Source organism: Streptomyces sp. NPDC098789 (assembly GCF_044759975.1).
In the GTDB taxonomy this organism is placed as follows: domain Bacteria; phylum Actinomycetota; class Actinomycetes; order Streptomycetales; family Streptomycetaceae; genus Streptomyces.
On the sequence record NZ_JBIWAJ010000023.1, the window covers coordinates 72,638 to 85,303 of the forward strand.

Consider the following 12,666-nt stretch of genomic DNA (forward strand, 5'->3'; position numbering starts at 1 on the left):
GATTGTCGCCCATCCCCCGGCCACCGAGCGGCCATCGGCGGGAAATTCGGAGGCGGGCGCCGCGAGGGCGAACGTAGCGTCGGAGCATGACCGTTCTGATTCGTGACCTGCGCCCCGGCGACGCGGCGGACGCCGAGGCCGTCGTCCGCGTCCGCCGGGCCGCGCTCCCCTACATGATCACGACCGCCGAGGGCGTCGCCTTCGAACTCGACTCCGCCCACCCCGACCGGCACTACCGCCTGCTGGTCGCCGAGACGCCCGACGGCACGGTGGTGGGCAGCGCCCAGGTGGGGATCGCGCACGACAGTCCCGAGCCGGGTCAGGCCTTCCTGAACGCGTACGTCGACCCCGCGCACCGGGGTCTGGGGGCGGGCGGCCCGCTCGTGCGCGCGGCGGAGCGGCACCTCGCGGAGCTGGGTGCCACCGACGTGTTCGCATGGGTCCTGGACGAGCCCGCCCACCGGGCCTTCGCCGAGCGGCGCGGGTACCGGGCCAGTCGCTCCGCCCACTTCCTGCGCCTGGACCTCACCACCGCGGCCCTGCCCGAGCTGCCCGCCACCCTGCCCGCCGGGGTCGAGCTGCGCCCGGCCGCCGCGTTCGAGGCCGATCCGCGACCGCTGTTCGAGGCCGACGCCGAGGCCTCGTCGGACGAACCGGGGGACGTGCCCACGGACATGGACGACTACGAGGACTGGCTGCGGCACATCTGGCGCGCCCCCGCCCTGGACCGGCAGCTGAGCACGGTCGTCCTCGTCGACGGCGAGGTGGCGGCCTTCACCGCGGCCCACACCGACGGCGCCACCCGCTACGCCTCGGCGATGACCGGCACCCGGCGCGCCTTCCGCGGCCGGGGGCTGGCCAAGCTGGCCAAGGGCGTTTCCCTGCACCGGGCCCGGGCGGCGGGCTACACCCAGGCGTTCACGGGCAACGACACCGAGAACGCCCCGATGCTCGCGGTCAACAAGGGCTTCGGCTACGAGATCTGCGCCTCCGAGGTCCGCTACGCCAAGCGGGTGTCCGCGCCGGAGCCCGACGGGGCGCGGGTCCTGCCGAGGACGCTCACGGTGACCCTGGTCAAGGCCGGTGTGACCAAGATCCGCTATCCCGCCGACCTGCTCGCCGACACCGGCACCCGGGTGTCCGTACGCGCCCCGTGGGCGGCCCCGGGCGTCCGCGACTTCGGCTTCGTCCGCTTCGAGCCGGGCGACGTGTTCACGGAGCACTTCTGGCGGGACCGCTGGTACGCCGTCAAGGAGGTCCGCAGCGGCGTGGGCGTCCTCAAGGGCTGGTACTGCGACATCACCCGGCCCGCGGTGGTCCGCGACGGGGAGGTCGTGGTGGAGGACCTCGACCTCGACCTGTGGGTCTCGGCGGACGGGTCGCGGGTGATCCGCCTGGACGAGGACGAGTTCGCGGACAGCGGCCTGGCGGAGCGGGACCCGGGGGCGGCGGCCGAGGCCCGCGCGGCCCTCGACGCCCTGGAGCGGCAGGCCCGCTCGTCGGCGGGCCTGAGAGCGCTCCTCGCCTGAGAGCGCTCCCCGCCCGGGGCGGGGGCTGCCGGGACCGCGGGGCGGGGTGGCCCGCACCGCCGCTCGCGGGCCCGTTCCTGAGGGGGCTCTTACCGGTGCCTTAAGTGGAGCCTAAGGATCGGCTCCTGGGGGCCCAAGGCCTCGGAACGGGCGGTTCCGGTGGCTAGCTTGGGCGAGCCAGGGAGGGCCGGAGGCGGCGTCGTCACCCCGTGACGGGGACGGCGCCGCACAGCCCGTACCACCCGTACGCCCCGCTCAGAGGAGTTCTGCCCATGCCCGCACGCCGCCCGCACGCCGCCACCCGCACCGCCGCCCGGATCGCCGCCCTCGGCCTCGCCCCGCTCGCGGTGGCCGCGTACGCCGCCGCGCCCGCCGCGGCGCACGGCTCGATGACGGACCCGGTCAGCCGGGTGGCCGCGTGCTACGCGGAAGGGCCGGAGTCCCCCAAGTCGGCGGCGTGCAAGGCGGCCGTCGCGGCGAGCGGCGCGCAGGCCTTCTACGACTGGAACGCGGTGAACATCGCCAACGCGGCGGGCCAGAGCAAGAAGCTGATCCCGGACGGGCAGCTGTGCTCGGCGGGCAACAGCAAGTACAAGGGGCTGGACCTGCCCCGCGCCGACTGGCCGGCCAGCCCGATGGCGGCCGGCGCCCACACCTTCCGCTACAAGGGCACCGCTCCGCACAAGGGCTCCTTCGAGCTGTACGTCACGAAGGACTCGTACGACCCGACGAAGCCGCTGAAGTGGTCCGACCTGGAGGCGACCCCGTTCCTGAAGGTCAGCGACCCGGGCATGCGGAGCGGTGACTACGTCTTCTCCGGCACCGTCCCGAAGAAGACCGGCCGCCACCTCATCTACAGCGTCTGGCAGCGCTCGGACAGCCCCGAGGCCTTCTACACCTGCTCCGACGTGGTCTTCGGCAAGGACAACGGGGGCAGCGGGGGCAATGGGGGCAACGCGGGCGGCGGCACGCCGCCCACCACCGTGCCCGGCGCGGACCCCGCGCAGTCCGCGAACCCGTCCGGGCCGGCCGACGGATCCGCCGCACCCGGCTCCGGGTCGACGACCGGGCCGACGACCGGGCCGGCGACCGGGCCGAAGGCGCCCACGGACCAGCAGATCGCGGACGGCGCGGGCAAGTCCACGGTCGAGCACGCCGGGCACGGGGACAACGACCCGAAGACCAACGGCTCTTCGGCCGTTCCGGTCGCGGCCGGGTCACCGGCCACGGGCAACCTCGCCGAGACCGGCGGGGACAGCTCGACGCCGATGATCGCGATCGCCGGCGCGGGCACCCTCGCGGTGGGCGCGGCCGTGCTCTTCGGGGTGGCCCGTCGTCGGGCCACCACCGGTCGTCACGGCCGCTGACGCCCGCCCACTACGCCCCCGGACCGCCCCGTAGCGCCCCGGACCGCCCGCGCGTCAGTCGAAGACCGACGCGCAGGTGGTCCGCCGCGCGTGCTGCGGGTCGAGCGCGTTGGCCGCCTCGTGCCAGGCGATCCGGTCGGTGAGGCCGATCGCGACGTGCTCCGAGAGGTCGACCGCGCACAGGTCCTGGAGCAGCACGTTGTGGACGTTCGGACCGTCGAGGAACTGGGTGCGGTAGGGGGTGACCACCTCGTCGAAGCGGGTCGTGATGACGGTGTAGGCCACCCCCGGCACGGTGTCGCCGCCCGCGTTCAGCTTGGTCAGGAAGGGCGAGCCGGCGATCTGGTCGGCCAGCCCCGGGGTGGCCGAGTTGATCAGGTCCCCGGCGCCGGGGAAGTAGGGCAGCAGCTTGGTCAGGCCGAGCAGGGTGGTCCCGTGGTTGTCGGGGGCGATCCCGACCAGCGCGTTGACCTTGGCCGCGCCGCCGAGGAACTTCAGGTAGTAGTTCGGCATCATGCCGCCCTGCGAGTGCCCGACGATGTCCGTCTTCGCCGCGCCGGTGGAGCCGAGCACCTTGTCGACGAAGACGTCGAGCTGGCCGGCGGACTTGTCGATGGGACCGAGCCCGTTGAAGAGGGGCACCCCGGGCAGCTGGCCGTAGTCGAGGGAGTAGACGCAGTACCCGCGGTCCACGAGGTACGGGGCGAACCCGAGCCAGTTGTCGACGGAGTTGCCGAAGGTGCCGTGGACCAGCACCACGGGGCGCGGGTGCGCGGCGGACGGCTTGCAGGACCAGTTGTTCCATCCGCTGTGGGGGGCGGAGGCGGCTTGCGCCGACCCGGTGGGGACCAGGGCGGCGGCGGCGAGGGCCAGGACGGCCAGCGGGCGGAGCAGGCGTCGTCTCCAGGGCAGCATCGAGTGATCTCCTAGGGGGATCCGCGCAGCGCGAACTGGGCGGGCAAGGGGAGGTACGGCGGGGGAAGTCCCGTGATCCGGATCACATGGAGGTGCTGCTGCCGCCAAATTACGGGCGAGTAGCAAGACTTGGAAGTTACGCGTCAGTAAAGAATGCGTGTCGCGCGGCGAATCGGTTCGCCGATGGCGTACGGGCGTTCTACGGGGCAGCACTTGAACGGGTCGACGGGGCGGCGGGGCGGTGGTCAGCGGGGCGACGGGTCGGCCGCGGCAGCCTCGGTGGCCGTCATGCCGCCGGGCCCGTCATGCCGCCAGGCTGCCGCGGGCGATGGCGGCCGGCCCGAACCGCGCCCGGATCCGGTCCGTGACCGCCTCCAGCCGCCGGGCCTTCTCGTCCTCGGGGTCGAAGGTCAGCTGCCGGGCCGCCCGGTCGGCCGGGGTCAGGTCCTCGGCGCGCAGGGAGAGCGCCCGCACCCGGGCCCGCTGGAGCCCCAGGGCCGCGTGCACGGCGTAGGCCGTGGCGGTCAGGGCGGCCGAGTGGGCGGTGGCTTCGGGCAGCACCCGAGTCCGGGTCAGGGTGGTCCGGTCGGCGCAGCGCACGGTGAGGGAGAGGCCGCGGCAGACCTGGTCACCGGCGCGCAGCCGGGCGCCGAGCTCCTCGGCGAGGGAGAGCAGGGCGCTGCGGTGGCGTACGGGGTCCAGCTCGTCCCGGTCGAAGGGGCGCTCGGCGGCCAGTGACCGCGCGGCCGCGCCGGGCAGCACCGGGGTCCGGTCGATGCCGTGGGCCCGCTCGTACACCTCGCGCCCGACCCGGGGTCCCAGGATCCGCCGCAGGGTCGCGGGCGGGGCGGCGGCGAGCCGGCCCACGGTGTCGAGGCCGTAGGAGCAGAGCGTCCGGGCGGCCCCCCGGCCCACCCCGGTCAGGGCCGCGACGGGCCGGCCGGCCAGGAACTCCCGTACGGCGGCGGGCTCGTCCGGGACCACCACGGTGCGCCCGGGGCCGGCCCCGCGGGCCGCCATCGCGGCCAGCATCGGGTTCCCGGCGGCGCCGATGGCGCATTCGGCCCCGTACAGGGCGAGGGCGCGCACCCGGATCACCGCGGCCAGGTCCGCCGCGTCCCGCCCGAAGTAGCGCAGCGCGCCCCGGAGGTCGGCGAGGGCGCCGTCGGGCGGGAGCGGCTGGACCACCGGGGTGAGGGCCCCGAGCAGGCCGAGCAGGCCGGCGTGGGTGTCCGCGTCCAGCGGGACGCCGTCGACCCGGCGAAAACGCAGGCACAGCACCGGCGCGGCGCCCCCGCCGCGCACGGCCGCGCCCGGGCCCGCGTCCCACCCCGCGTCCGGCCCCGCGCTCATCCCGCGCTCCCCGGGCTGGAGTGCCAGAGCTTGCGGCCCGTGGCGGGGCCGGTGCCCGGCGGCTGGAGGTCGGCCCAGGGGTTCAGCTCGTACCCCGTCGCCAGTCGGATCGTCCGGGCCGGGCCCGGAACGGCCTGCTCCGGCGGTGCGGCCGGAGCAGCCGGTTCGGCCGGTTCGGCCGGTTCCGCCAGTCGGGCCGCGACCGCCTCCAGGCCGCCCGTGGAGCGCAGTTCGGCCAGCTCGGCCAGGTTCCAGGCGGCCGCGCCGACCACGCTCAGGCTCTGCGGGCCGCGCCGCTGGACCACTCCGCGCACCAGCAGCAGGAAGGAGTGGAAGACGGTGTGCGCGCACGCCGCGTGGCTGTCGTCGAAGAAGGCGAGGTCGACCAGGCCGCTGCCGTCGTCCAGGGTGGTGAAGATGACCCGCTTGCCGGAGCGGATCGGCGGGGTCTGGGTGGCCGCCTTGGCACCCGCGACCAGGACGGTCTGGCCGTGGGCGGCCGTGCGCAGGGCGCGGGCCGTGACCACGCCCAGCTCGGCGAGGAAGGCGCGGTGGTCCCCCATCAGGTGGCGGGAGGCGTCCATGCCCAGGACGCCGAGTTCGGCGCTGAGCCGCTCGGCGTCGTCCAGGTCGGGCAGGCCGACGGAGGCGGTGGACCGCCCGCCGTCCAGAGGGAGTTGCGGTCCGCGCGCACCCTTCGCCCGCTGCGCGCCGTGCAGTTCGGACAGGTGCAGCAGCAGATCGCGGCGGTTGGCGCCGAAGGCGTCCAACGCGCCGACCTGCGCGAGCCGTTCGGCCACGGGCCGGCTCGGTCGGGCCCGGTCCCAGAAGTCGCGCAGGGAGCCGTAGGGCTGCCCGGTCTCGATCCGCGCGGATTCGCTCTCGCTGATGCCGTGCACGTCGAGGAGCGCGAGCCGCAGCCCCCAGCGCCGCGCGCCGACCGGTCCATCGGACACCAGTTCGATGCGGTGGGTGACCGCGGACCGGTTCACGTCCAGCGGCAGCACCGGCACCCCGCGCCGCCGCGCGTCCGCGAGCAGCAGCCGCTTGGGGTACATGCCGGGGTCGTGGGTGAGCAGCCCGGCGTAGAAGGCGGCCGGGTGGTGCGCCTTGAGCCAGGCGGACTGGTAGGTCGGCACGGCGAAGGCCACCGCGTGCGCCTTGCAGAAGCCGTAGGAGCCGAAGGCCGCGACGATCTCCCAGGTCCGGGCGATCACCTCGGGCGCATAGCCGAACTCGGCGGCCCGGGCCGCGAACCAGACCTTGATCCGGGCCTGCGAATCCGGGTCGGACAGCCCGCGCCGCACCCGATCCGCCTCGTCCCGCCCGCAGCGGGTCATGATGTCGACGATCTCGATGATCTGCTCGTGGAAGACGACGACCCCGTAGGTCTCGCGCAGCGGCGGCGCCAGGTCCTCGTGCGGGAAGCGGACCGGCGCCCGCCCGTGCCGGGCCTCGATGAAGGGGCGCACCATGTCGGCGGCGACCGGGCCGGGGCGGAAGAGCGAGATGTCCACGACGAGGTCGTGGAAGGTGGCGGGCTGGAGCCGTCCCACCAGGTCGCGCTGGCCGGGCGATTCGATCTGGAAGCAGCCCAACGTCTCGGCGGAGCGGATCAGTTCGTACGTCGCCCCGTCGCCCGGCGGCACCTGCGCCGGGTCGTCCAGGTCCAGCTCCCGCCCCGTACCGCGCCGGATCTCGGCGACGGCGTGCGCCATCGCCGACTGCATCCGCACCCCGAGCACGTCGAGCTTGAGCAGCCCGAGGTGCTCCACGTCCTCCTTGTCGAACTGGGACATCGGCAGCGGGGCGCTCCCCTCGCCCGCCGCGCCCAGGGGGACCTCGCCGCTGGTGGGGACCACCGGCGTGCGCGCGAGCAGCGAGGCGTCGGAGAGCAGCACCCCGCACGGGTGCATGGCGACCCCGCGCGGCAGCGCGTCCAGCGCCTCGACCAGCTCCCAGAACAGCCCGTGCGCCCCGCCCCGCTCCTGCCGTTCGCGCACGTCGCGCAGCTCGGGCAGCTCGGCGAGGGCCGCGCGGGCGTCGCGGGCCCGGACGTGCGGGAAGGCCTTGGCGAGCCGGTCGGTCTCGGCGGGGTCCATGGACAGGGCGGCGCCCACGTCGCGGATGGCGTGGCGGACCCGGTAGGTCTCGGGCATGGCGACGGTGGCGACCCGTTCGGTGCCGAAGCGGTCGATGATCGCGCGGTAGACCTCCAGGCGGCGCGCGGACTCCACGTCGATGTCGATGTCGGGCAGGACCCGGCGGCGCTTGGACAGGAAGCGCTCCATCAGCAGCCCGTGCTCGACCGGGTCGGCGTGCGCGATGCCGAGGAGGTGGTTGACCAGCGAGCCCGCGCCGGAGCCGCGCGCGGCCACCCGGATGCCCATGTCCCGTACGTCGTCCACCACTTGAGCGACCGTCAGGAAGTACGAGGCGAAGCCGTGGTGGGCGATGATGTCCAGCTCGTGGCGCACCCGCTCCTGGTACACCGGGTCGTCCGCGTGCCCGCGCAGCACCATGCCCGCCGCGCAGCGGGAGGCGAGCACCCGCTGGGCGGTGCGGTGGGCGGCGCCGACGAGCCGGGGCTCGGGGAAGTGCACCTCGCCGATGCCGAGGTCGTCCGCGGGGTCGACCACGCAGGCTTCGGCGGTGGCGCGGGTCTCGGCCAGCAGGTCGCGGGCGCCGGAGGGGCCCAGACCGGCCGCGAGCGCGATGCGCTCGGCGGCCTCGGCCATGGCGGCGGGATCCTTGAGCCAGCGCTCCCCGCTGTCGAGGCCGCGCCGGGGGTCGACCGGGACGAGCCGGCGGGCCGCGTCCAGGACGTCGGCGATCCGGCCCTGGCCCTGGTCGGCGTAGCGCACGGCATTGCTGAGCACGACCCGCACGCCCTGGTCGGCGGCGAAGCCGACGGTGCGGGCGGCGAGGCGCAGCGAGCCGGGGCCGGTGCCCGCCCGGGCGCCGCCGCGGCCGTGGTCCACGGCCTCCAGGCGCAGGTCGTCGCCGTAGCGCTCGCGCCAGGGGGCGAGCAGCCGGGCGGCCCGGTCGGGGCGGCCCGCGGCGAGCGCGCGGCCCACCTCGGAGTCGGGGCCGAGCAGGACGTACACGCCGCCCGCGCCGTGCAGGGCGTCCCAGGGCAGCAGCGGGGAGCCCCCGCCGCCGCCCCGGGGGCGGGCGTGGGCGGCGCTAATCATCCGGCACAGCTCGGCCCAGCCCGCGGCTCCGTCCCGGGCGAGGAAGAGCGCCCGGGTGGCGGATTCGTCGATGAAGGCTCCGCCTTTGACGGGGGTGACGGGCGTGCGGAGCCGGTGCGAGAGCCGGTCGCCGCGACCGGAGGCGGAACGGGACCCCGAACCGGTGGCGGTGGCGCCGGGGCCCGAGCCGACGGCGGGGGCCGGGGCCACCGCCAGTCCGACGCCGAACAGCGGCCGGATCCCGGCCTTCTCGCACGCCCTCAGGAACCGCACCGCACCCGCGAGGGTGTCGCGGTCGGTGAGCGCGAGGGCGTCCATGCCCCGCTCCGCGGCGCGCTCCGCCAGCCGCTCGGGGTGCGAGGCGCCGTAGCGCGCGGAGAACCCCGAAACGGTGTGCAGATGCGTGAAACCAGGCATCCGCGGCCTCCTGCTTCGCTCGTTGCGCCCGACACTCCTTCACCCTCCCCCGTCTCCACCATAGAGCAATTCGAATGTTCGTGCGAAACACGTGTTCGACCTCTCCGGTGCGGCCGAGCCGGCCCGTTCATCCGTTCGGCCCACCCCTGCTGCGCCCGGTCCCCACCCCGTCGAGCGTGAAGGCATGAACCGGCCCACCGATACCGCAGCAGGCCCCTCGGGCAGCGCCACCGGCCCCTCCGGCGGCTTCCTCGCCGAGGTCAAGGACGCCGTGACCACCCGGGCAGCCCTGCTGGTCCTGGGGGTGCTGGCGCTCCAGCTCGCCTTCATCACCTCCTACATCGGCGCCTTCCACCACCCGAAGCCGAGCGAGATCCCGCTGGCGGTCACCACCCCGGTCGCCCAGCTCACCGAGCGGTCCGTGAAGCAGCTCGGTGAGCTGCCCGGCAAGCCCCTGGACCCCCGCGCGGTCAAGGACGAGGCCACCGCCCTGCGCCAGATCAAGAACCGGGAGGTGGACGGCGCCCTGATCGTCGACCCCGGCGGCACCACCGACCGGCTGCTCGTCGCGGGCGGCTCCGGGGCGGCGCTCTCCCAGGCCCTCGAACAGGTCGTCGGCCTGACCGAGAAGGCCCAGGGCCGCACGGTCCGGGTCGTCGACGTGGCCCCCTCCGCCGCGGGCGACGGGCGCGGCCTCAGCTCCTTCTACCTCGTCGTCGGCTGGTGCGTGGGCGGCTACCTGTGCGCCGCGATCCTCGCGATCAGCGCCGGCGCACGGCCCGCCAACTCCGCCCGCGCGGTCATCCGGCTCGGTGCGCTGCTGCTGTACTCCATCGCCGCCGGCCTGCTCGGCGCGGTGATCGCGGGCCCCGTCCTGGACGCGCTGCCCGGCAGCATCCTCGGCCTCTGGGGGCTGGGCACGCTGGTCGTCTTCGCGGTCGGCGCGATCACCCTGGCCTTCCAGGGGCTGGCGGGCGTCGTCGGCATCGGCCTGGCGATCCTGCTGGTGGTCGTCTTCGGCAACCCGAGCGCGGGCGGCGCCTATCCGTACCCGCTGCTGCCGCCGTTCTGGAAGGCCATCGGCCCCGCCCTGCCACCGGGCGCGGGCACCTACGCCGCCCGCTCCATCGCGTACTTCAAGGGCAATGACATGGCCCCCTCGATGCTGGTCCTGGCGGGCTGGGCCGTGCTCGGCTCCGCGGTGACCCTGGCCTGCGCGATCTTCCACAAGGGGCGCCCGGGAGCGGCCGTGGGCAGCGGCCTGCCCGACCCCGCACCCGACCTCGAAACCGGACCCGACCCCGCCGAAGGGGCCGGCCGGTGAACGACCCGACGAGCGGCCCGCCGCACGACCCCGCCGGCCGCGCCCTGTGGAACCGCCAGGGGCCGGTGGCCCAGTCCGCCTCCGTCAAACGGATGGAGCCGAGCGCCCAGGCACAGCTCGGAGCGCTCGGCCTCACCGGCTTCATCGTGGTCACCACCATCGCCACCGGCATCGACGCGGGCGTCTTCCCCGAGAAGCTCGCCCACTCCGTGCTGCCGCTGGTCGGCTTCTTCATCGGCGGGCTCGCCCAGCTGCTGGCCGGCCTCTTCCAGGCGCAGCGCGGCGACACCTGGCACGCCACCGTGTTCGGCGGCTTCGGCCTCTTCTGGATGGCCAAGGCCTGCCTGCTCCAGTGGGTGCTGCCCGCGACCGACCCCGCGCTGCGCGGGGACGTCAGCGGACTGTTCACCCTGCCCTGGGTGTTCGTGGTGTTCGTGCTGTGGCTCGGCAGTTGGCGGATCCACCTGGTGTTGCTGTCGACCTTCACCTGCGTGCTCGTCGTCTTCATCGCCATGACGGTCAACGGGTTCACCGGTGAGGTGATCTGGAACCGGATCACCGGCTGGGCGGGCCTGCTCGCCGCGCTCGGCGCCCTGTACCTGCTCGCCGGGCAGATCCTCGCGAGCACCTGGGGCCGCCCGGTGCTGCCCATGGGCCGCTTCCTGGCCCCCGAGGAGCACCCCGAGACGTGACCGGGCGAACCGGGCGACTCCGGACATCCGCGAGGATCGAAGGATGATCACCACACTGGCCGTCGAGAACTACCGCTCCCTGCGCCGTCTGATCGTGCCGCTCGGCCGCCTCACCGTCGTGACGGGGGCCAACGGGACGGGCAAGTCCAGCCTCTACCGCTCCCTGCGGCTGCTCGCCGACTCCGCGCGCGGCGGCGCGGTCGCGGCGCTGGCCCGGGAGGGCGGGCTGCCCTCGACCCTGTGGGCGGGACCGGAGAAGACCGGGCGGGCGGTCCGGGAGGGGCGCTACGCCGTCCAGCCCACCGTCCGCTCCGCACCGGTGAGCCTGCGCCTGGGCTTCGCCGGGGACGAGTTCGGGTACGCCGTGGACTTCGGCCACCCGACGCCCGTACCGGACTCCCTCTTCGGCCTGGACCCCGAGATCAAGCGGGAGTGCACCTGGGCCGGGCCGGTGCTGCGCCCCGCCGCCCTGCTGTCGGACCGTTCGGGGCCCGCCGTGCGCACCCGCACGGCGGACGGCGGCTGGCACCGCACCCAGGGCGCGCTGCGGCCGTACGACTCCATGCTGAGCGAGCTCGCGGACCCGCAGTCGGCGCCCGACCTGCTCGCCCTGCGCGAGCTGATCCGGTCCTGGCGGTTCTACGACCACGTCCGCACCGACGCGGCGGCCCCCGCCCGCACCCCCCGGATCGGCACCCGCACGCCCGTGCTCGGCGGCGACGGGTCCGACCTGCCCGCGGCGCTCCAGACCATCCGGGAGGTGGGCGACGCGGCGGCGCTGGACGAGGCCGTGGCGGCGGCCTTCCCGGGCACCCGGGTGGGGGTCCGGGAGCGGGACGGGCGCTTCGAACTGGAGCTGCACCAGCACGGGCTGCTGCGCCCGCTGGGAGCCGCCGAACTCTCCGACGGAACGCTGCGCTACCTGCTGTGGACGGCGGCCCTGCTGACCCCCCGCCCGCCCGCGCTGATGGTCCTCAACGAGCCTGAGACCAGCCTGCACCCGGACCTGCTGGCCCCCCTGGCGGACCTGATCCTCACCGCGAGCCGGGAGACCCAGACGGTGGTGGTCACCCACGCCGATCCGCTGGCCGAGGCGCTCGCCGCGGGCAGCCGCCGCCACCGGGTGGACCTGCGGACGCTCACCCTGTTCAAGGACTTCGGCCAGACGGAGGTGGCGGGCCGCGAGGGCCCGCTGGACGAGCCTCTCTGGTACTGGCCGCAGCGCTGATCCGGGGCCGTCGGCGCCCCGCTCCGGGGCTGTCGTACCCTCCGCTGTCATGGACATGAATCACGCCACGCAGGCCGGGAACACCGCCTCGCGCACCGCCCGGTTCGCCCACACCCCCGAGGCCGCGGACTACGGCCGGGCCCTGTGGCGGTTCACCCTGGACACCCGGCCGGGCCGCACCGCCATGTTGGCGCTGCCCCTCGTGATCGGGGCCGCGGCGGGCGGCCTGCGCGTCGCGCTCTGGGGCCTCGGCACGTCCGGGTACGTCACGCTGGGCGTGACCCTCCTGATCGCCCCGCTCGGCATCCGGCAGTGGCACCGCAGGTTCCGGATGAACCGCCTGTACGAGGCCGACGCGGCCCGCGGCGCCCTGCGCACCACGCTCACCGAGGACGGCCTGACCACCGCCGGCTCGGCCGAGGGCGACGGGAGCGCGGCCCCCGCGGACCAGGTCGACGACTGGCGCGGCTACCCCTGGTGGTTCGAGACGGACGAGCTGTTCGTCCTCACCGGGAGCCTGGAGCACTTCTTCGTGCTCCCCAAGCGCGGAGCGCTCTCCCCCGAGGACGTCGACCGGGCGCGCGCCCTGTTCACGGAGCACCTGCGGCGGATCTGATCCGCGCCCGCCGTCCGGACGCGCGGGAGCC

The 12,666-nt window shown here is 75.1% G+C and carries 8 protein-coding genes and 2 pseudogenes; 7 read left to right on the forward strand and 3 right to left on the reverse strand.

Annotation, left to right across the window (positions count from 1 at the left end):
* Nucleotides 1-86: 86 nt before the first annotated feature.
* From ACIQWR_RS34530 to ACIQWR_RS34540, 3 genes and pseudogenes are all read left to right on the forward strand, one after another.
* Nucleotides 87-1,016: pseudogene (locus ACIQWR_RS34530) on the forward strand (GNAT family N-acetyltransferase); the annotation flags it as partial.
* Between the two features lie 210 nt (nt 1,017-1,226).
* A pseudogene (locus ACIQWR_RS34535) lies at nt 1,227-1,529 on the forward strand (DUF402 domain-containing protein); the annotation flags it as partial.
* A 272-nt stretch (nt 1,530-1,801) separates the two neighbouring features.
* A complete protein-coding gene (locus tag ACIQWR_RS34540) occupies nt 1,802-2,896 on the forward strand; it encodes a lytic polysaccharide monooxygenase (protein WP_404017933.1) in 1,095 nt (364 codons plus the stop codon).
* A 54-nt stretch (nt 2,897-2,950) separates the two neighbouring features.
* Here ACIQWR_RS34540 and ACIQWR_RS34545 read toward each other — a convergent pair whose 3' ends face one another.
* The 3 genes from ACIQWR_RS34545 to ACIQWR_RS34555 form a co-directional block, all read right to left on the reverse strand.
* Entirely contained in the window at nt 2,951-3,811 is an 861-nt protein-coding gene (locus ACIQWR_RS34545; protein ID WP_404017935.1) for an esterase/lipase family protein, read from the reverse strand.
* A 303-nt stretch (nt 3,812-4,114) separates the two neighbouring features.
* Nucleotides 4,115-5,164: a hypothetical protein gene (locus ACIQWR_RS34550; RefSeq protein WP_404017938.1), complete on the reverse strand. Its 1,050-nt coding sequence runs from the start codon at nt 5,162-5,164 to the stop codon at nt 4,115-4,117.
* The gene (locus ACIQWR_RS34555) at nt 5,161-8,775 is read right to left on the reverse strand and encodes a DNA polymerase III subunit alpha (protein WP_404017940.1); all 3,615 of its coding nucleotides are present in this window, start codon (nt 8,773-8,775) and stop codon (nt 5,161-5,163) included. The genes ACIQWR_RS34550 and ACIQWR_RS34555 overlap by 4 nt, the downstream gene beginning before the upstream one ends.
* A 184-nt stretch (nt 8,776-8,959) precedes the next feature.
* Between ACIQWR_RS34555 and ACIQWR_RS34560 the strand changes: the two genes are divergently transcribed.
* Genes ACIQWR_RS34560 through ACIQWR_RS34575 form a run of 4 tightly spaced genes read left to right on the forward strand, consistent with a single transcriptional unit; the run spans nt 8,960 to nt 12,635 of the window.
* Nucleotides 8,960-10,099, forward strand: coding sequence for a DUF3533 domain-containing protein (locus tag ACIQWR_RS34560; RefSeq protein ID WP_404017943.1), 1,140 nt, complete (start codon nt 8,960-8,962; stop codon nt 10,097-10,099).
* A complete protein-coding gene (locus tag ACIQWR_RS34565) occupies nt 10,096-10,791 on the forward strand; it encodes an acetate uptake transporter (protein WP_404017945.1) in 696 nt (231 codons plus the stop codon). Before ACIQWR_RS34560 ends, ACIQWR_RS34565 begins: the two co-directional genes overlap by 4 nt.
* 43 nt (nt 10,792-10,834) lie before the next feature.
* Entirely contained in the window at nt 10,835-12,019 is a 1,185-nt protein-coding gene (locus ACIQWR_RS34570) for an AAA family ATPase (RefSeq protein ID WP_404017948.1), read from the forward strand.
* Nucleotides 12,020-12,068: 49 nt separating this feature from the next.
* Nucleotides 12,069-12,635, forward strand: coding sequence for a YcxB family protein (locus ACIQWR_RS34575; protein ID WP_404017950.1), 567 nt, complete (start codon nt 12,069-12,071; stop codon nt 12,633-12,635).
* Nucleotides 12,636-12,666 lie beyond the last annotated feature (31 nt).